Source organism: Pedobacter sp. CG_S7 (genome assembly GCF_040544395.1).
Lineage (GTDB): Bacteria > Bacteroidota > Bacteroidia > Sphingobacteriales > Sphingobacteriaceae > Pedobacter.
The window spans coordinates 111,124-130,271 of the sequence record NZ_JBEONS010000001.1; the positions used below are offsets into that span (position 1 = coordinate 111,124).

Consider the following 19,148-nt stretch of genomic DNA (forward strand, 5'->3'; position numbering starts at 1 on the left):
AATTTTTTATTAGTTCCACAAATTATCAGGATAAATACCGTCCTTGATCAATTGGTCTATACTAGCCTGAACAATTGGTTTATCCTCTTTATAAGTTACGCCAAACCATTTGCTGTCTGTAGGTATTACTTTGAAATCTGCAGTACTGCTTTTAACCAGATTTTCAGCTACAAGTGGGATAAAAAATTCAGATTTAGGGTTGTCTTTATTTTCTAATGCGAATTTGCAGAAAAGGTCTTCTGTAGTTTTGAAAACTTCAGGTGTAAAACCCCAAAAATTCATTGATACCCTGGTATCTACCGCTAATGGGTGTTTCGTATCATTTTCTTCGTAAACAATATGATCTCCATCTTTAAATACTTTTGTGCGTTCCACAATCTCTTCTAAATTTCCTGAGCCGTCTACTTTGCAAACCCCACGTGACACAGATCCATATTCCGATAAAGTTTTTCCAATTTCATAGCCAATCATGGAGTAATTACTTCCATTAACTTCCTCATTTAAGAAGTGCACCATTTTTTGGTAAGCATCAAAACCATAAAAATCATCCGCGTTGATCACACAAAAGGGTTCTTTAATGGTGTTTCTAGCAGCAAGAATTGCATGCGCAGTACCCCATGGTTTTGCTCTTTCTATTTCCTCTTCAATTCCGAATTGTTTTAAATCAAAGTTTTGAAATACATAATCTGTTTCAATTTTGCCATTCAATTTAGGTTCAAAAATGGCTTTAAAGTTTTCTACAAACTCTTCTTTAATGATAAATACTACTTTTCCAAAGCCTGCTTTAATAGCATCATATATTGAATAGTCAATAATAGTTTCTTCATTAGGGCCAAAGCCATCTATTTGTTTCATGCTGCCATAGCGACTTGCCATGCCTGCTGCTAATATTAGTAACGTTGGTTTCATTTAAATACAATAATTATAAGTTATATGGTTTGTAAAAGTAAATACTTTTTTATGATATAAGTATTTATTTTTCTTTAATATGGTTATTAAGCTTAAAATCCAAACAAACCTGTGTTAGTTCTGCTAACGTGTTTTTTTACCTGTAAGCATTCCGAACAATCCACGTACAATTTCTTTGCCAATCTGCTTGGTAATGGTGGCACTCATCACTTTATCTACGGTTGTTTTCTGGGTTCTCTTCGGTGATCACATAGTTTCTATTGGTAATTCACTCTGTTCTGCTAGTTTTTCGTTAATCCTTTTCGGTAAAATCTCATAAGCGCTTTCCGGATCAACTGCTATAGCATATTTTGCTTTTATGAGGCTTGACTCCACCAGTTTCTCGAAATCAGCATTGTTTAAGGAGCCCATAACTGCTTTAGGTGGGGCGAGCATGGTGCTTGTCCGGTTGCTAAGGAAGTTAAGACCTTATCAATTTCATGAAATACAGAATTGGGATAAGTCTTCACTGTTTTCTTTAAAGCATCGGCATCATTCAGTGTAAAAACCTTTATGACATGCTTTTTCTAATATAATAAAAGAAGTGCAGAAAATATAAAAAGAAAAGCGCGTATGGTCATCCCATACGCGCTTGAAAAGAACTCTTTATTTTTACTATTTGAAATAAGAGAAGTCGTGATCTTTCTCAATATTTAATAAGGAATGATAGATCAGACTGATTACATTATCCACATCTTCTTTATGCGTCATTTCTACCGTGGTATGCATATACCGTAATGGTAAAGAAATCAATGCAGAAGGTACACCACCGTTAGAATAGGCAAAAGCATCTGTATCTGTACCTGTAGAGCGGGAGGAAGCCTGGCGCTGGAAAGGAATGTTATTTTCTTTTGCAGTTTCAATTAAAAGCTTATTTAAATTAGTTTGTACAGCAGGAGCATATGAAACCACCGGTCCTTTACCACAAGCCAGGTCACCTTGAGTAATTTTGCTGATCATAGGGGTTGAGGTATCATGGGTAACATCAGTAATAATGGCCACGTTAGGTTTAATGCGGTGAGCAATCATTTCTGCACCTCGAAGCCCAATTTCTTCCTGAACCGAGTTAACTATATATAGACCAAAAGGAAGTACTTTTTTATTTTCTTTCAATAACCTTGCCACCTCAGCAATCATGAAACCACCTACACGATTATCTAAAGCACGACCAACATAATAGCGGTCATTCAACACCATAAATTCATCTTCATAAGTAATTACACAACCTACATGTATCCCTAAATTTTCAACTTCTTCTTTCGTGGTACACCCACAATCTAAAAAGATATTCTTTATTGCAGGTGCTTCTTCTTTCTCACCATTACGGGTATGAATTGCTGGCCAGCCGAAAACGGCTTTAACCATCCCGCTTTCTGTATGAATATTAACTCTTTTGGAAGGAGCGATTTGGTGATCAGAACCACCATTACGGATTACATAAATTAACCCTTCTGGTGTAATGTAATTCACGAACCAGGAAATCTCATCAGCATGTGCTTCAATAACTACTTTAAATTCTGCCGTAGGATTAATTACCCCGACGGCAGTGCCGTAATTATCAATAAAGCTTTCATCGATATAAGGTTTAAGGTAGTCTAGCCATAATTTCTGACCAGGGTATTCGAATCCCGTAGGGGAAGGGTTATTAATATAAGCTTCTAAAAACTGTAGGGAATTCGCATTGACTACAGATACGTGTGCTTGTTTATCGTCTTTCTTTTTAGTCATTTGATTTTTATTTATAGACAAATATATAAAGATTAAAGTTCTAACTCCATAATGACAAAGTCATACCCATTTTCAAAAAAGGTTTTGTTTGTTTCCTGGAAACCGAATTTCGCATAAAATCCTGATGCATTTACACGGGCATTACACCATAATTTTTTAGCACCAGTATCTTTGATATAGCTGATGATATGAGCTAAAAGCAATCGGCCGAAACCCTTGCCCTGAGCCTCAGGGAGGGCGGCAAATTTTCTGAACTGACAAGTATCACCTTGTTCAAAAAGAGAAACTACAGCGCTGAGCTGGTCATTTGCATATAATCCAAAGTGAATGCCGTCATCGTCATTCTTCAGCTTTACCGAATCATAAGGCATATCAGGATACATGGCTTCGTGTCTAATTCTCCAGGTCAGTGCCGGATGAATTTGTTCTATTTGGATGTTTGCCATATTAAGCTTTGAATTTTTTACTATAAAACCTATAGATACAAATATTTAAAATGATAACAGTAGCAGCCCCTAAACAATAAAGAGGCCATTGACCTTTGTCCCACAGCCATAAACCCAGCGCAGAGCCTGCGGAAGCACCTACAAAGCTTACCGACATAAAGATCGTATTTAAGCGGTTGCGTGCTGCAGGTATTAAAGCGTAAATTCTGGTTTGGTTGGTTACGTGGATGGCCTGCTGACCGATATCAATTAATATTATTCCTGCAATAAACAAGTAGAGCTGTGTGCCGGTGAAGTAAAAAGCCGCAATGCTGATAATTTGCAATATTAAACCATAAATGATGTTTTTACGGGGATCCTTGCCATCACTTAATTTACCAACCATAGGAGCAGCAAGGGCACCTGCAGCGCCAGCGATTCCAAACAGTCCGATTTGTAAGGACTGGAAATTAAAAGGCGGGTTGGCCAGAAAGAGCACCATGGTTGTCCAAAAAGAACTCAATATAGCGAAGGCGAGGAAATTAATAAGAGAAGCTTCTCTGAGTACAGGCTGTGATTTAATATAGCCAAACATGGTTGACATCAATTTCCGGTAAGTACCAGAAAAAGTCGGCAAGCTTTTAGGGAAGCGTTTGAACATTAAAAACAACAGTAGAAAGCAAAGGCCTGCAGCAATAAAGAACATAGCCCTCCAGCCCAGGTAATAGCCTACCGTTCCGCTTATAGCCCTCGAGCCCAAAATACCCACTAATAAGCCACTCATAATGATGCCGATGGTGTGCCCCCTGTTTTCGTCCGTACTCAAGTTAGCTGCCATAGGCAAAATAAGTTGAGGCACAATAGAGCTGGCTCCAATGAGTACGCTGGCAATTTGCAACACAAAAAAAGAATGCGAAAAACCTGCCAGCAACAAAGACAGTACGGCAATGCCGGTGATGATTAAAATCTGTTTTTTGCGTTCAAACATATCCCCCAAAGGCACCAGCAAAAATAAACCAATCGCATAACCTGCCTGGGTGAGGTAGGTCATTCGGCCAGCATAGCTTTCTGTCAAATTAAATTCTTTAGCGATCAGGATGATTAAAGGCTGACAATAATAGATGTTTGCTACAATTAAGCCGGTGCAAAATGACATTAGCAGCACATCACTACGATTCAATTTCATTTTATAAAGGGATGTTTCCGTGCTTTTTACGTGGATTTTTAACTGCTTTATTTTCCAGCATTTTAAAAGCTTTAATCAATTTTATCCTGGTATGCGCAGGTACTATCACTTCATCTACAAAGCCACGCTCCGCAGCACGATAAGGGTTAGCGAAAATTTCTGAATAGAGCTTTTCTTTTTCCAGCCATTTTTCTTCAGGATTTTCAGCCGCATTGATTTCTCTTTTAAAGATGATTTCAGCAGCACCTTTAGCACCCATTACCGCAATCTCAGCTGTAGGCCAGGCAAAGTTTAAATCAGCACCAATGTGTTTAGAATTCATTACATCGTAAGCACCACCATAAGCTTTTCGGGTAATTACGGTAATTCGGGGCACGGTAGCTTCACTAAAAGCATAAAGCAATTTCGCCCCGTTGGCAATTATGCCATTCCATTCCTGGTCTGTTCCAGGCAAAAATCCAGGCACATCTTCAAAAACCAAAAGCGGAATGTTAAAGCAGTCGCAGAAACGAACAAAACGTGCCGCTTTTACTGAAGCATGGTTATCTAAAACACCGGCTGAGTAAGCAGGCTGATTGGCAACAATGCCAATACTTCGGCCAGCTAAACGGGCAAAGCCAACAACCATATTTTCTGCATAATCTTTGTGAACCTCCAGAAAGCTATCGCCATCTGCCACTTCGGTAATCACCGAGCGGATATCGTAAGGTTGATTCGCATTTTGTGGCATTACACTATTCAATGCTGGCCTTCCTTCTTCTCCAATCGTATAGGGTAAGTTTGCAGCAAGCTCCTCACAATTCTGTGGCATGTAGCTCAACAGTTTTTTTATGTGGTTGATGGCATCTATTTCATTTGGACAAGCGAAATGTGTGACACCAGATTTGGTGGCATGGGTATTGGCGCCACCAAGTTCTTCAGAAGTAACTATTTCATGTGTTACCGTTTTAACCACATTGGGTCCGGTTACAAACATGTAAGAAGTGTTTTCCACCATTAAAATAAAATCGGTGATAGCAGGCGAATAAACTGCACCACCAGCACAAGGGCCCATGATGGCAGAAAGCTGGGGTATTACTCCTGATGCCTGTACGTTCTTATAGAAAATATCTGCATAACCGCCTAATGATACTACACCCTCTTGAATTCTTGCACCACCGCTATCGTTAAGGCCAATTACAGGTGCCCCATTCTTCATGGCCATGTCCATGATTTTGCAGATTTTCTCGGCATGGGTTTCAGAAAGTGAGCCACCAAAAATGGTAAAATCCTGTGAAAAAACGTAAACCAAACGGCCATTGATGTTGCCATATCCTGTCACAACACCATCACCAGCATAGCGTTCCTTTTCCATCCCAAAATCGGTACTTCTGTGGGTCACAAGCATGCCAATTTCCTCAAAAGAACCTTCATCCATAAGAAAATGAAGGCGTTCACGGGCGGTCAACTTTCCTTTCTTATGCTGACCAGCAATACGTATTTCCCCACCACCGGCATGGGCTTGTTCTATTTTATTCTGAAGTAAAGCTATTTTATCCTGCATCTTAATGTTGTCGATTTTTATAAAAGTAATTATTTACCACCGATATTGCAGTCTTGCCGTAAAGACATCATCTTTAATATCTGACTTGTAATCGGGTAAGTTAGTTCCACTGTTTACCACATGTTCATTGTATAAAGTAAATTTAACCCTGGTCGTTGGCACATAGCTTATTCCATAACCCAGTGTACTAAATTTTATATCCCCGGCAGAGGTATTGTTATCTGGGCCAATCCCATTTTCCTTTATATGTATGTTAGGGTCGTAGGAGTCATAGGCCAAAAGCGCCGTAAATTTAGAATCTGCTATTTGTTGCGTTAGCCATATATAATAACCAGAAAAGGAGCGAAGGTACAAGTCTGTTGCAGGTTGGGCAGAAAAACTCTGACTGGCAACTGGACCTCTGATATTTGCAGAAGAGGCCACTCCCGGTTGTTTTCCTCCAACATATTCCGCTTTAAAAATGGTGTTTCCAAAAGTATTGTCGTATTCCAGCTGCAAGTTTGCGCCAAAATATTCCCTTTTAGCATTCCAGCCTACATTTGCTGTGTTGTTGTTAATTGTAAAGCCGTTTCCATTATCAGTATAATAGCTTTCTGTATTGTTGCGTACAGTACCACTGTATATGGAGCCACCAAAGCCCATTTTTAGCTTATTATTTGCCAGGCTATCAAATTTGAAACCCAGGTTACCAATTAAATCCTTCCGGGAGTCATAATCTCTTGCCGAGTAACCACTACCATTTACAACAGCAAGTTCAGCAGTGATAAACTTATATTTATTTGATGGGTTGTAGCCGAGCATTGCGCCAATATCCCTTTCTCTGGGCATAATGGTTTGAAAAACACGAGCACGTTCCGGAAAATCACGGAAACCTGAAGAGTAAATAATGGAATGCCCAAAAGGACGGTTAAAGACACCAGCAGTAAATAGGAGTGCTTTTGAATCAGGCTGGTATAATTGTATAAAGGCATCCATCAATTGTACACCATTTTGTGTTGCATCAATCTGGAAAACGATGCTGGAATATTTATCCACCCTGTCTATCTTTAATCGACCTCTCCTTATCATAAAGCGATCTCTTGAGTTTTCTGAAAAATCACCACCAGAGAAAGAAGAAATACCTTCCGATTGCGCTCGCTGGTATTGCGTTTGCAGGTACCCCGTTATCTTTAAGTCATGTACATCATAAGTTGAAGGTGAATTGTTACTTTGTCCGATGGAAACTAGCGGAAAAATAAACAATAAAATTAGTAAATTGGTTTTCATGAGATTGGCAGTATTATTAACTTGCTAATTTACGATTTATGGCTAATGTTATCAATTTTCGTTCATGTTTTGCAATATTTATCGGAAGTTTCTTTAATTTGCAGTCTTTGGAACTACTTTTGTCTGTTAAATAGTACAGGAATAAAAAATGGGAGTAAAAAAATATCGTTTATTTATTGTCATCGCTTTTTTAAGCATCTTCACCGCGAAGATGTTAATTTCTGTTGCACCTGTATTTGTTGCTCATTTCGATAAAGAAATAATGAAAAGCGTCATCATGCAGGTAGAGCTGGAGCATGGTGCCGATAGCGATTCCGGCAAAATTTTAAAGCATGTTGATTGCAAAATCATTGACCATCATGCTATGGATGCTTTGCTTCCCTTACGTTATCATTTCTACATTAGTAACGGTTATATAGCGCATTTTAAGCGTTATGTTAATCCATTTCATCCTTCCGTACCAACTCCTCCACCAAACCTTGCATAATTTTTTCTAATGCAATACAAGTTTTACCTGTGTTGCAAAAACAATTAATTACATATATACATTAAAAAATATATTTTATGCAAGATAGAAATTCAGTCTTTTCGAGATTGGAAGTGAAGAAGTATATCTTAAAAAAGAACTTAAAGCATGACTTGCCAGCGAGTATAGTTGTGTTTTTAGTAGCGCTTCCACTATGTTTAGGTATCGCTCTAGCCTCTGGGGCACCACTGTTTGCTGGTTTGCTTACGGGTGTTATTGGTGGTGTGGTGGTGGCCAGTTTTAGTGGCTCACAATTAAGTGTAAGTGGGCCTGCGGCGGGTTTAACAGTTATTGTATTGGGTGCCATTACGCAATTGGGTAGCTATCAAATTTTCTTATTGGCGCTGGTTATTGCGGGAGCAATGCAACTGATATTGGGCTTAATCAAAGCCGGTTCAGTAAGTAGTTATTTCCCCTCCAGCGTAATCGAAGGAATGCTGGCAGCTATTGGTATAACTTTGATCCTTAATCAATTACCTTATATATTAGGGTTAGATCCCTCCCAGTATTCATTTGCTGGCCTTACAAGTGGTAATACACCATTTGGCATTGCCGCAATTATTATTGGCCTACTGTCGCTGGCCATATTAATTTTTTGGCCTAAATTTAAAAAACTTAGTATCGTACCGGCACCATTGGTAGTGGTGGCTGTAGGTATAGCCTTAAGTTATGTCTTTAAAAATTCTGCTTATGCTATTGATGCCAAACAAATGGTTGCCATTCCTGAAGTTAGTGGCTGGAGTGAATTCTCCAGTTTGTTTATAATGCCAGATTTTACTGCCATACAAAACACACAGGTTTGGGTGGTGGCAGGTACCATTGCCATTGTGGCAAGTTTAGAAACCTTGCTTGGTATTGAAGCTGTAGATAAAATTGACAAGTTAAAAAGAACTACTCCATCAAATAGAGAGCTTATTGCTCAGGGTATTGGGAACATGACCAGTGGAATGCTGGGTGGTTTACCAATGACTTCTGTTATTGTTCGAAGTTCTGCCAATGTCAACTCGGGTGGCAAGTCAAAAATGTCATCCATTTTCCATGGTACATGGCTGTTGTTATCGTTTTTGTTTATTCCCGGTGTTATTAATATGATTCCTTTGGCCTGTTTGGCTGGTATCCTTTTATTTACAGGATATAAATTAACCAGGATAGCTTTATTTCAACACATGTACCATAAAGGCTGGGACCAGTTTATTCCTTTTGTCGCTACTATTATAGCAGTATTGCTTACCGACCTGTTAAAAGGGGTTGCTATCGGGATGATGGTATCCATATTTTACCTTTTACGTACCAATATGCGTAACCCTTATTTCTATAAAATTGAACAAGATGGAAGTAAAAAAGACCTGCGCATTAATTTAGCTGAGGAAGTTTCTTTTTTGAATAAAGCGGCTATCCAGGGCATCTTGCGTAAAATTCCAAAAGAAACCAATGTGCTTATCGACGCAACAAATTCAAAATACATTGATCCCGATGTACTAGAAGCTATTTTTAATTATAAGCACAATGCTTATTCAAAGGGCGTTATTGTTACATTGAAAAATGTACAGAAGCAATATACCGTCTCTAAATTATCTGATGAATTAGTTAATTAAAATCTAAAACCAAACTTATGTGTGCAAAAATAGAACATCATACTAATGAAATAACTTACGAGAGTCTTTTACAAGGTAATAAAGACTGGGTGGCTGAAACGTTGTTAGAGGATCCAGCATATTTTGACAAATTAGCGGCAGGACAAAAACCACCAATTTTGTGGATCGGCTGTTCAGATAGTCGTGTGCCTGCTAACCAAATTACCAACACCAATCCAGGTGATATTTTTGTTCACCGCAACATTGCCAATGTGGTGGTACATACCGATATGAATTTATTAAGTGTGTTGGATTATGCTGTGAATATATTAGAAGTAGAACACGTTATTATTTGCGGCCATTATGGCTGTGGTGGTGTAGAAGCGGCCTTAAGCAATAAACAGCATGGTATTATAGATAACTGGTTAAGGAATATTAAAGATACTTACCGTTTACATTACCATGAGTTAGATATTATTTCTGATCATAAAAAAAGGGTTGAACGATTGACGGAGTTAAATGTGATAGAAGGTGTATTTAATTTAACGAAATCATCTATTATACAAAATAGATGGTCTAGCGGAAAGAAATTAGGTGTTCACGGCTGGGTATACAGCTTGAATAGCGGACTAATTAAAGACCTGAATGTAAGTTGCGAAGCCAATAATCATTTGGGCAATGTATTTAAAATGGATGAGCCAGTAATTAAATAATTATAAATAAATTTTAGAAATATAAGGTTGTATCACTGTAAAAGTGGTGCAACCTTTTTTTGTGTAATATGTTTGTCGAAAACTGTGGGTTGGTAGGTCCTTGATAGGTCGTTGGTAGGTCCTTAGTAGGTCGTTTGTATATCTAAATGACCTAGCAAGGACCTGCCAACAACCTGCTAAAGTTCTGGAAATAGAAAGCCCACAATTAACGCACAAAAAAGCCTGTCGTCATGATCAATGAGACAGGCTTTTTGTGTTAAGTTTATGATACTTTCATTATTTCATAAAGAATGGAGATTAATCTTCTGCTAAAAATGGATAACGGTAATCTTTAGCAGGTACAAAAGTTTCTTTAATGGTACGAGGAGAAACCCAGCGTAGAAGATTGACCATTGAGCCAGCTTTATCGTTGGTGCCAGAACCTCTTGCACCACCAAAAGGCTGCTGACCAACAACAGCACCTGTACATTTATCGTTGATATAGAAGTTACCAGCTGCATTACGTAAGCGGTGAGTGGCTTTTTCAACGGCATACCTGTCTTGCGCAATAATGGATCCTGTTAAAGCATAAATTGAAGTTTGATCAACCAAGGTTAACACCTCATCAAATTCCTCATCATTATAAACGTAAACAGTCAATACCGGGCCAAACAACTCATCGCACATGGTATTATATTTAGGATCATCCACTACCAAAACGGTAGGCTCAATAAAATAACCAACAGTTTTATCGTAATTTCCACCAGCCATTACCTCAACACCAGGATCTTTTTTAGCGGCATCGATATATTTTGCGAGCTTATCAAAAGAGTTTTCATCAATTACGGCATTGATGTAATTGCTGAAATCTTCTGTAGGGCCCATTTTGAAGGTCGCCATATCACGCACCATTAATGCCTTAATTTTAGGCCATATGCTTTTTGCTACATAAACCCTCGATGCTGCAGAACATTTTTGTCCCTGGTATTCAAAAGCACCTCTTAAAATTGCTGTACTAGAAACTTCAACAGCTGCAGAACCATGAATAACAATAAAATCCTTGCCTCCGGTTTCGCCAACAATACGTGGGTAAGTTTTAAACTTATGGATATTGTTTCCTATTGTTTTCCAGATGTTCTGGAATACTCCCGTAGAACCGGTAAAGTGGATGCCAGCAAAATCAGGGTGACTGAAAATAACGTCACCGGCATCAGGACCTGAAACATAAATCAGGTTAATTACACCATCCGGTAATCCGGCTTCTTTTAGAATCTGCATAATTACATTGGCAGCATAGATCTGTGTATTTGCAGGTTTCCAAACCACAACATTACCCATCATTGCTGCCGAAGTTGGTAAATTACCAGCTATAGCCGTGAAGTTAAATGGCGTTAAAGCAAAAACAAAACCTTCTAAGGGGCGGTGCTCTACGCGGTTCCATACTCCGGTAGAGGAGATAGGCTGTTGCTTATATATTTCAGCCATGTAGCTAACGTTGAACCTTAGGAAATCGATAAACTCACAGGCAGCATCTATTTCAGCTTGGTAAGCATTTTTACTCTGCCCCAACATCGTTGCAGCATTTAATTTATAACGGTAAGGACCAGCAATCAGGTCGGCAGCTTTCAAAAAAATGGCTGCACGTTGTTCCCAAGCTAAGTTTTCCCAATCTTCTTTTGCCGCTAAAGCGGCGTCGATGGCTTGGGTAACATGGCTCTTCTCGCCCTTGCTGTATTGTCCTAAAATATGTTGATGATCGTGGGGGGGAGTGGTATTTGCCTTGTTTTTAGTATGAACTTCAGCACCACCAATATACATAGGGATATCAATTTGTGTAGAACGGGCATCAGCTAATGCCGCTTTTAAAAGTTCACGTTCTTTACTTCCGGGTGCATAACCAAAAATAGGTTCATTCGTCGGAATGGGTACGTTAAAAAATCCTTTAAGCATGATATTAAATTAGTTTATGCAAAGATAGTTTTTATTTTTTTGCCTTTTTAAAGGTGGCTCTGCCAGCCTCGCATTTTCGAAGGATATTGCTTATTTTTGAAGCAGAGATGATAAATATCCTGCGCTTACTGCTGTTTCCGTTTGCTTTACTATATGGTCTGGTTGTGATCATTAGGAATAAATTTTACGACTGGGGCTTTTTCAAATCTCAGGTTTTTGACCTGCCCGTAATCTGTGTTGGTAATCTGGTTGTTGGAGGATCAGGGAAAACACCCGTAACCGAATACCTGGTAAACTTGCTAGGTGGCTATAAAATTGTGATCCTGAGCAGAGGTTATGGTCGGGAAACCAAAGGTTTTTTGTTAGCTGATGAAAATGCAACGGCACAAAGTATTGGCGATGAGCCTATGCAGTATTATAAGAAATTTCCTGAAGTAACGGTAGCCGTTTGTGAAGATAGGGTTAAAGGTATCCAGCAGTTGAAAGCAACGCACGACCTGGTTATTTTAGATGATGCTTTTCAGCATAGAAGTGTAAAACCAGGCTTTAACATTTTATTGTTTGAATATGGTAAGCTGTTGAAAAGTCAGTTTTTACTCCCCGCAGGAAATTTGAGGGAACCATTTAAAGGTTATCAACGTGCCCAAGCGGTATTGGTGACAAAAGTGCCGGCTAAGCTTCAGGTGCAAGATAAATTAAGTGTTGAACAGCAATTTTCAGCAGCATGGAAGCCTGCATTTTCAGTGCTCAAGTACGGAGACTTGTGTCCAGTTTTTGGCGGAGAAAAGCTGCCTTTATCGCAGATTTCCAAAGATACAACCCTTTTTTTACTCACCGGAATTGCTAATCCTGAACCCTTAATCGCTCATTTAAAAAACTATAGCAGCAATATTGTTCATTATGATCATCCAGATCATCACCAGTTCAATGCTACAGAAATCAATAAACTGGTGAAAGCTTTTGAGCAAGAAAAAACAAAAGAAAAAATAATAATCACAACAGAAAAGGACTCACAACGTTTAAATGCTGTCGGTATTAAAGAAATATTGTTAGACTTGCCCCTCTTTTTTTTGCCAATAAAAATAGATATACTGGAAGAAGATAAGCTTATCTTTGAGAAAAACATCATAAACTATGTTTCAAGCTATACACGAAACCGTTGATTACATAAAGAAAAAAACAGAACAGTTCCAGCCAGAAGTTGGAATTATTTTGGGCACTGGCCTGGGTGGCCTTGTTGCAGAAATTGAAGTTGCTTTTAGTTTAATGTACGCTAATATTCCCAATTTCCCCATTTCTACACTGGAGTTTCATTCGGGCAAACTGATTTTTGGTGTGCTGAATGGTAAAAGGGTGGTGGCCATGCAAGGTCGTTTGCACCATTACGAAGGGTATAATATGCAGCAGATCACATTTCCTGTAAAGGTAATGAAAGCATTAGGCATACATTGTTTATTTGTCTCCAATGCGGCGGGTTCCTTAAATCCTGACCTTAAAAAAGGGGATTTAATGGTAATCAATGACCATATTAATTTACAATTAGATAGCCCTTTGAGGGGAAGAAATGATGCGGAAATGGGCCCTCGTTTTCCAGATATGAGTGAGCCTTACAGCCGTACATTGATACAACAAGCGATGGAAATTGCTAAGGTAGAAGGTATTACTTGTATGCAGGGGGTATATGTTTCGGTTACAGGTCCAAGCCTCGAAACCAAAGCAGAATATAAATACCTGCGTATTATTGGTGGCGACGCGGTAGGTATGAGCACTGTGCCAGAAGTTATTGTGGCAAACCACATGAAATTACCCGTTTTTGCCATCTCTGTAATTACTGATGAAGGTTTTCCCGAAATATTGCTTCCTTGTACTCTGGAAGAGATTCTGGAAACTGCACACCTTGCAGAACCTAAAATGACCAAAATATTAAGCCAGTTAATTTTTAAACTCTAATGTATAAAGTACTTGTTCTTTCCATTCTGATTTGTTTCCTTTTAATGGGGCAAAAAGTTAATGGCCAGGATCTGAAGACCAATGTTAACGATAATAAAGAACTCGATTCATTAAGGAAAAAACTGGATGGAGGGGAAGACTCGGTCATTTTTACCTCCAAATATGTACGCTACACAACGCTGCGGTTAACGAAAGACAGCATCCAAACACTACCGCTAGACACGAGTTTGAGGAATTTTCAGAATTATAGTCCGATTAACCAACCCCGCCGCCCAACTATTGGAACCGGAAACCTTGGCCTTGCAACTAAATCTTTATTATTTGAACCTGCCAAGTCTGTAGGTTTCGACGCTGGTTTTCATACCCTGGATGATTATGTAATGACTCACGATGATGTTATTTATTACCAGGCGCGTACCCCTTTTAGTAACCTTTATTACATGGGTGCCGGGCAAACGGAACAAGTTTTTAAGGTAACGCATAGCCAAAACATCAAAAAGAACTGGAGCATTGCGGCCAATTATTTTCGTATTGGCGCCAAAGGTGTTTATGCAAATCAAAGGGGCGATGATTTAAATGGTGCAATTGTTAGTTGGTATCAATCGCCAAACAAAAGATATAATTTATGGGTAAATGGCGTTTTTAATACTTTAAAAGCGCAGGAAAACGGGGGACTGTTTGTAGATGCTAATAATTCTGGTGGCTCGGTAACCAATGAGGCTTTGGTGGTTAATTTAACAACGGCGAAGCAGGTTTCGCGTAAAAACTTCTTATTGTTAAAGCAAACCTATTTTATAGGTAGAATAGATACCGTGCCGCAAGAAGTAATGAAAAAGGTGCTGCCAACTAATAAAGTAAGTTACAGTTTATCTTATAATAACGAGTCTTTTAGTTTTCTTAAAAACGAACAAGATAACTTTGCCATATTACCGCAAGGCCTTATTAATTTATCCTTTACCCACGACTCTACCAATGTTAAACACCTGCAGAATGAGTTCATTTATAGTTTTTTTCTGCGTGGAAAATCAAATTCCATCATTAAAAACGAGCTTAAAGTTGATGTGGGTATTCGGCATGATTATTACAAATATATGCAAGTTGCAAAATATGCAGACCTGACCGATTATTACAACTATAATTCTACTTTTCAAAACGCCAGCTTATTAGGCACAATGGGTTACCGTTTTAGTAACCGGGTAGATCTAAATGTTAATGTACAGCAAGTATTTCAGGGCCGACAAATTGGTGATTTCCTTTATGAAGCGAAAAGTAATTTGTTGTTAAGTAATGCTGTTGGTCGTATTGTAATGGGTGCTTACATCCAGAATAAATCTCCTGAAGAAATATATGACCGTTATTTTGGCAACCATTACAACTGGGTGAATGATTTCGACAGAACTAAGACCGTTAATTTCTCCTTTAATTACCTCAATGATAAGTATAAATTAGAAGCAGGGGCGCAATATTTCCTCATCAATAATCACCTATATTTTGGACAGGAAGGTGATGTTGGCATCAAACCAATACAAGCTGGTGGCAGCATTAACTTACTTAAAGTAACCGTAGGTAAAAAGTTGAATTTTGGCAAATTTAATTTAGATAGCTATGTGGTTTATCAAAAAACTGATAATGCGAGTATCTTGCGTACTCCTGATTTTTATACCTTTAATAGTTTTTACTTGAATCAAACTTTCTTCAAATTTCTTAAAACGGATGTAGGTTTTGACCTGAGGTATAATACGCAATACTTAAGCTATGCTTATTCTCCAGCTGCCAGTCAGTTTTATATTCCAAATGATAATATGAAACTAAAGTCGGATCCTGTTATTGATGTTTGGCTGCGTGCAAGCTTAAGGAAAGCGAACTTATTTGTAAAATATGAGTATGTAAATCAAGGGTTGCTTTCGTCAGATTATTCTACGGTTAGAGGCTATTTAATGCCACAACAGATGTTGAAGTTTGGCGTAAGTTGGAACTTTTACGATTAAAATATATACTTTTATCCCTACAGCATTTTAAGCCTTAGTGTTTAGGTTTGATTTCAATTTACTAAATTTGGATTTTACATAAAAAAACGAATATGAGCAAAGCAATAATAAAAACAGAAAAAGGGGACATGACCGTTGAGTTTTACGACAACGATGCACCTAATACCGTAGCCAACTTTAAAAAACTTGCGAAAGAGGGTTTTTATGATGGCGTTACTTTTCACCGTGTTATTCCTAATTTTGTTATTCAAGGTGGATGTCCGAATTCTAAAGATCCTAAAACAGCACATTTAGCTGGTACTGGTGGCCCGGGTTATAAAATTGATTGTGAATTAACTGGAGAAAACCAGTACCATGACCGTGGTGTTTTATCTATGGCTCATGCAGGAAGAAATACAGGTGGTTCACAATTCTTTGTTTGTCACAGCCGAGAAAATACCGCTCATTTAGACAGGGTTCATACTTGCTTTGGTAAAGTAGTGGATAATGTTGATTTAGTGGATGACATTAAAGCGGGTGATAAGATAGTAGGAATAGATTTGATAGAAGATTAATTATGAATTTAAGAGGAATTGTAGCCGTTTCTGGTAGACCAGGTCTATTTAAACTGGTAGGACAAAATAAGGCGGGATATGTTTTGGAAAGCCTTGATGCTCAACAAGTGAAAATTATAGCTAATGTTGCGAATACTAAATTAGCATCATTAGAGGATATTACTGTTTATGGTCAGGAAGATGACTTGAAATTGGTTGATGTGTTAGCAAATATCGTTGCTGCAACAGGAGAAGTTCCTGATTCAAAAGCCGATATCGCAACATTGAAAGCCTTTTTTGTGGAAGTTGCACCAAATCATGATAAAGAGAAGGTTTATACTTCTGACATGAAAAAGATTGTTACCTGGTATCATTTGTTAAAGGATTTACCTTTGTTTAGTGAAGCTGCACCAAGTACTGAAGATCATGATAGTGTTTTAGGGGAAGATAAAAATGCTGCTAAGTTAAAAGCAACAGCTAAACCAGCAAACGCGAAAGCACCAAGTAAGACTAATCAGCCTGCTAAAAAAGCAAGCATGACGAGTAAAAAAGGCGTTTAATAAGGTTTTTATTACTAACAAGGCCGGAGATGTTTGCATCTCCGGCCTTGTTAGTATGACAAATTTCTAACTAATATTGCTATGTCCTTTTTATTGTCTACAAGTAAGTCCACAATAGCCAAAATACAATGATGGAAATGATGATGGCAATCCAATAGGCATATCTTGACTTTGTGACATCACTTCTATACCTATATTTACGTTTAAAATCTCCTGGTCCCATAATTTCCTGTTTTCTTTATGATGATTTGTTCAACTTAAATCCATAAAATTGGATTAATTATTCGTGGTGATAAGGTTCACCTTTTAATATACTAAAAGCACGGTAAAGTTGCTCTACAAAAAACAGCCTTACCATTTGGTGAGAAAAAGTCATATCCGATAAGGAAATGCTTGAATTGGAACGTTTATAAGTGCTTTCGTCAAAACCATAAGGCCCACCAATAATAAACACCAAATGTTGAACACTTCCAATCATTTGTTTGTTTAAATAATTTGCAAATGATACAGAGGTGTGCTTTTTGCCTTTCTCATCCAAAAGTATAACAACATCTAAATTGCTGAGTTGTTTAGAAATTAATTCCGCCTCTTTAGTCTTTTGCTGTGCCTCAGTTAGGTTTTTAGTGTTTTTTAATTCCGGAATCACCACCAGGTTAAAACCTATATAATGCTTTAACCTGCCGAGATATTTTTCAATCCCTTCGATCAAGTATTTGTCTTCCGTTTTACCTACCACTAGTAAGGTTATCTTCATCGTCTAATATCAATTCTTTTAATGCAGCGAAGGTAATGATCTTTGCCTTATTTTAAGAAATGCAGTATTGCATTGTTCTAGGTAATCATTCGTTTATCATCAATATGAAGCATATACTGATAGGCTATGATATAGCTTATTAAAGCTGCAGTTATACCAAAAATATTGGCATTTAGTTCATAAGGGAGTTTCATTTCAGTAACAATCAATGCAATGGTTATTGTGCCACCTGTAATCATGGAAATCAATGCTGGCTGAGGAAATCTCTTTTTCAAAACCATGGCTGCAACAACAGGTATAAATAACCCTGATACCATGAAAGCATAAGCATATAACATCATTGACAATACATTTTCCATAGTTGAAGCCAGCAGGATAGCCAACAAGCCAATGATGAAGGTAGCCAATTGTGAGAAACGAACAACAGATTTATTGTTGACTTTTTTATGTTTTGGTAACAAGTCTCCTACCACACTTCCTGAAGCGGCCATTAAACAGCTATCTGCGGTGGAAAGTATGGCAGAAAAATAAGCTGCAATTACAATTCCGGTAAAACCAATGGGTAATATGTTTTTAACTAATAAAGGTAATCCCATTTCACTGTCATGTAATATACCTCCTTCTACAGGGATTAATCCTTTCTGAACGGCAACATTGGCCAACATGCCTAATATTACCCCTGTGAAGGCCATAAAAGGCCATTCTAAAACACCGGCAATAAACCAGGCTTTTTTAGCTGCCTTCTCATCCCTGCAAGAAAAAATGCGCTGATATAATGTCATTCCTACAAACCAAATCGGAATAATGGTTACACTCCAATTTATAATGTGCTGCCAGGTAATGTTAGTTAAAGACATCATTTCATCGGTTAAATAAGGAGCAATTCCATCATAACCGCCTAATTTTATCCATGATAATGGAATAGCTACCCCCATAAGTCCGGCAAGCAGAATGATCCATTGAATAGTGTCGGTATATATAACTGCTTTCATCCCTCCGAGCATGGTGTAAATAACTGCTATGGCACCCATAATCCATAACATACTGTAAGTATCCATTTGTGGATAAATAGCGGAGGTAAGCTTAGCTCCAGCCAATAGCTGTGAGCTGGTAAATCCTGTGTAGCCTATAACGCAAATAATGGAAGCAATAAAGGCTACTTTTTTATTGTAAAGATAGCCAAAGACCTGTGGTAAAGTAAGAAAGTAGTGTCCGTGCGCCTTTTGCCATTTAAAAACAAGGGGAATTAAAAAGACTGCACTAATCCAGGCACCCACAAGGCCAGTAAATAAAAGCCATGAACCGGAAAGTCCCATGGTAAATCCTATGCCTCCAAGGCCGATAGAGAAACCACCGCCAACATCAGTAGCAACAACAGATAAACCAACGTGGCCACTGCCCATGTTTCCTCCGCCAGTAAAATAATCTCTTTCATCATTATGTTTATTGGCAAAGAACAATCCGACGCCGAGCATCAGTATAAAGTAGATGATAAATATAGTGATGTCAATCCAGGACATAGTTT

Annotated in this window: 18 protein-coding genes; 8 read left to right on the forward strand and 10 right to left on the reverse strand. The window is 38.2% G+C overall.

Features of this window, described 5'->3' with window-relative positions:
* Positions 1-9: 9 nt before the first annotated feature.
* From AAKU52_RS00560 to AAKU52_RS00590, 7 genes are all read right to left on the reverse strand, one after another.
* Positions 10-909, reverse strand: coding sequence for a nucleotidyltransferase family protein (locus AAKU52_RS00560; protein WP_354329097.1), 900 nt, complete (start codon positions 907-909; stop codon positions 10-12).
* Positions 910-1,155: 246 nt separating this feature from the next.
* Complete coding sequence (locus tag AAKU52_RS00565) at positions 1,156-1,344, reverse strand: helicase HerA-like domain-containing protein (RefSeq protein WP_354329099.1); 189 nt, start codon at positions 1,342-1,344, stop codon at positions 1,156-1,158.
* Positions 1,345-1,563: 219 nt separating this feature from the next.
* The gene (locus AAKU52_RS00570) at positions 1,564-2,676 is read right to left on the reverse strand and encodes a M42 family metallopeptidase (RefSeq protein WP_354329101.1); all 1,113 of its coding nucleotides are present in this window, start codon (positions 2,674-2,676) and stop codon (positions 1,564-1,566) included.
* Positions 2,677-2,708: 32 nt separating this feature from the next.
* Positions 2,709-3,122, reverse strand: coding sequence for a GNAT family N-acetyltransferase (locus tag AAKU52_RS00575; protein ID WP_354329103.1), 414 nt, complete (start codon positions 3,120-3,122; stop codon positions 2,709-2,711).
* Between the two features lies 1 nt (position 3,123).
* Positions 3,124-4,287: an MFS transporter gene (locus AAKU52_RS00580; RefSeq protein ID WP_354329105.1), complete on the reverse strand. Its 1,164-nt coding sequence runs from the start codon at positions 4,285-4,287 to the stop codon at positions 3,124-3,126.
* Between the two features lies 1 nt (position 4,288).
* A complete protein-coding gene (locus AAKU52_RS00585) occupies positions 4,289-5,830 on the reverse strand; it encodes an acyl-CoA carboxylase subunit beta (protein WP_354329107.1) in 1,542 nt (513 codons plus the stop codon).
* Positions 5,831-5,863: 33 nt separating this feature from the next.
* Complete coding sequence (locus tag AAKU52_RS00590; RefSeq protein WP_354329109.1) at positions 5,864-7,096, reverse strand: porin; 1,233 nt, start codon at positions 7,094-7,096, stop codon at positions 5,864-5,866.
* Between the two features lie 148 nt (positions 7,097-7,244).
* Between AAKU52_RS00590 and AAKU52_RS00595 the strand changes: the two genes are divergently transcribed.
* The 3 genes from AAKU52_RS00595 to can all read left to right on the forward strand — a co-directional run bounded on the left by AAKU52_RS00595 (position 7,245) and on the right by can (position 9,909).
* A complete protein-coding gene (locus AAKU52_RS00595; protein ID WP_354329111.1) occupies positions 7,245-7,583 on the forward strand; it encodes a hypothetical protein in 339 nt (112 codons plus the stop codon).
* Between the two features lie 77 nt (positions 7,584-7,660).
* Positions 7,661-9,217: a SulP family inorganic anion transporter gene (locus tag AAKU52_RS00600; RefSeq protein WP_354329114.1), complete on the forward strand. Its 1,557-nt coding sequence runs from the start codon at positions 7,661-7,663 to the stop codon at positions 9,215-9,217.
* A 17-nt stretch (positions 9,218-9,234) separates the two neighbouring features.
* Entirely contained in the window at positions 9,235-9,909 is a 675-nt protein-coding gene (gene can, locus AAKU52_RS00605) for a carbonate dehydratase (protein WP_354329116.1), read from the forward strand.
* A gap of 297 nt (positions 9,910-10,206) precedes the next feature.
* On the opposite strand, the gene pruA is transcribed toward can, so the two are convergent.
* Positions 10,207-11,838: an L-glutamate gamma-semialdehyde dehydrogenase gene (gene pruA, locus AAKU52_RS00610; RefSeq protein ID WP_354329118.1), complete on the reverse strand. Its 1,632-nt coding sequence runs from the start codon at positions 11,836-11,838 to the stop codon at positions 10,207-10,209.
* Between the two features lie 107 nt (positions 11,839-11,945).
* Between pruA and lpxK the strand changes: the two genes are divergently transcribed.
* The 5 genes from lpxK to AAKU52_RS00635 all read left to right on the forward strand — a co-directional run bounded on the left by lpxK (position 11,946) and on the right by AAKU52_RS00635 (position 16,869).
* Positions 11,946-13,001 (forward strand): tetraacyldisaccharide 4'-kinase, encoded by a 1,056-nt coding sequence (lpxK, locus tag AAKU52_RS00615; protein ID WP_354329120.1) that lies wholly within the window; start codon positions 11,946-11,948, stop codon positions 12,999-13,001.
* Entirely contained in the window at positions 12,973-13,788 is an 816-nt protein-coding gene (locus AAKU52_RS00620) for a purine-nucleoside phosphorylase (protein ID WP_354329121.1), read from the forward strand. Before lpxK ends, AAKU52_RS00620 begins: the two co-directional genes overlap by 29 nt.
* Complete coding sequence (locus tag AAKU52_RS00625) at positions 13,788-15,776, forward strand: putative porin (RefSeq protein ID WP_354329123.1); 1,989 nt, start codon at positions 13,788-13,790, stop codon at positions 15,774-15,776. Before AAKU52_RS00620 ends, AAKU52_RS00625 begins: the two co-directional genes overlap by 1 nt.
* A 92-nt stretch (positions 15,777-15,868) precedes the next feature.
* Complete coding sequence (locus AAKU52_RS00630) at positions 15,869-16,330, forward strand: peptidylprolyl isomerase (RefSeq protein WP_354329125.1); 462 nt, start codon at positions 15,869-15,871, stop codon at positions 16,328-16,330.
* A gap of 2 nt (positions 16,331-16,332) precedes the next feature.
* Positions 16,333-16,869: a DUF5606 family protein gene (locus AAKU52_RS00635; protein ID WP_354329127.1), complete on the forward strand. Its 537-nt coding sequence runs from the start codon at positions 16,333-16,335 to the stop codon at positions 16,867-16,869.
* A gap of 280 nt (positions 16,870-17,149) precedes the next feature.
* Here the strand turns inward: AAKU52_RS00635 and rlmH are convergent, their stop codons facing one another.
* Together rlmH and AAKU52_RS00645 are read right to left on the reverse strand one after the other, a co-directional pair.
* Complete coding sequence (gene rlmH / locus AAKU52_RS00640; protein ID WP_354329129.1) at positions 17,150-17,623, reverse strand: 23S rRNA (pseudouridine(1915)-N(3))-methyltransferase RlmH; 474 nt, start codon at positions 17,621-17,623, stop codon at positions 17,150-17,152.
* A 77-nt stretch (positions 17,624-17,700) separates the two neighbouring features.
* Complete coding sequence (locus AAKU52_RS00645; protein ID WP_354329130.1) at positions 17,701-19,143, reverse strand: sodium:solute symporter family protein; 1,443 nt, start codon at positions 19,141-19,143, stop codon at positions 17,701-17,703.
* Positions 19,144-19,148: the final 5 nt, after the last annotated feature.

Bases quoted from the DNA above. Each gene is read 5' to 3' on its own strand.
- AAKU52_RS00560 (WP_354329097.1), bottom strand. From the start codon at position 909: ATGAAACCAACGTTACTAATATTAGCAGCAGGCATGGCAAGTCGCTAT.
- AAKU52_RS00565 (WP_354329099.1), bottom strand. From the start codon at position 1,344: ATGCTCGCCCCACCTAAAGCAGTTATGGGCTCCTTAAACAATGCTGAT.
- AAKU52_RS00570 (WP_354329101.1), bottom strand. From the start codon at position 2,676: ATGACTAAAAAGAAAGACGATAAACAAGCACACGTATCTGTAGTCAAT.
- AAKU52_RS00575 (WP_354329103.1), bottom strand. From the start codon at position 3,122: ATGGCAAACATCCAAATAGAACAAATTCATCCGGCACTGACCTGGAGA.
- AAKU52_RS00580 (WP_354329105.1), bottom strand. From the start codon at position 4,287: ATGAAATTGAATCGTAGTGATGTGCTGCTAATGTCATTTTGCACCGGC.
- AAKU52_RS00585 (WP_354329107.1), bottom strand. From the start codon at position 5,830: ATGCAGGATAAAATAGCTTTACTTCAGAATAAAATAGAACAAGCCCAT.
- AAKU52_RS00590 (WP_354329109.1), bottom strand. From the start codon at position 7,096: ATGAAAACCAATTTACTAATTTTATTGTTTATTTTTCCGCTAGTTTCC.
- AAKU52_RS00595 (WP_354329111.1), top strand. From the start codon at position 7,245: ATGGGAGTAAAAAAATATCGTTTATTTATTGTCATCGCTTTTTTAAGC.
- AAKU52_RS00600 (WP_354329114.1), top strand. From the start codon at position 7,661: ATGCAAGATAGAAATTCAGTCTTTTCGAGATTGGAAGTGAAGAAGTAT.
- can (WP_354329116.1), top strand. From the start codon at position 9,235: ATGTGTGCAAAAATAGAACATCATACTAATGAAATAACTTACGAGAGT.
- pruA (WP_354329118.1), bottom strand. From the start codon at position 11,838: ATGCTTAAAGGATTTTTTAACGTACCCATTCCGACGAATGAACCTATT.
- lpxK (WP_354329120.1), top strand. From the start codon at position 11,946: ATGATAAATATCCTGCGCTTACTGCTGTTTCCGTTTGCTTTACTATAT.
- AAKU52_RS00620 (WP_354329121.1), top strand. From the start codon at position 12,973: ATGTTTCAAGCTATACACGAAACCGTTGATTACATAAAGAAAAAAACA.
- AAKU52_RS00625 (WP_354329123.1), top strand. From the start codon at position 13,788: ATGTATAAAGTACTTGTTCTTTCCATTCTGATTTGTTTCCTTTTAATG.
- AAKU52_RS00630 (WP_354329125.1), top strand. From the start codon at position 15,869: ATGAGCAAAGCAATAATAAAAACAGAAAAAGGGGACATGACCGTTGAG.
- AAKU52_RS00635 (WP_354329127.1), top strand. From the start codon at position 16,333: ATGAATTTAAGAGGAATTGTAGCCGTTTCTGGTAGACCAGGTCTATTT.
- rlmH (WP_354329129.1), bottom strand. From the start codon at position 17,623: ATGAAGATAACCTTACTAGTGGTAGGTAAAACGGAAGACAAATACTTG.
- AAKU52_RS00645 (WP_354329130.1), bottom strand. From the start codon at position 19,143: ATGTCCTGGATTGACATCACTATATTTATCATCTACTTTATACTGATG.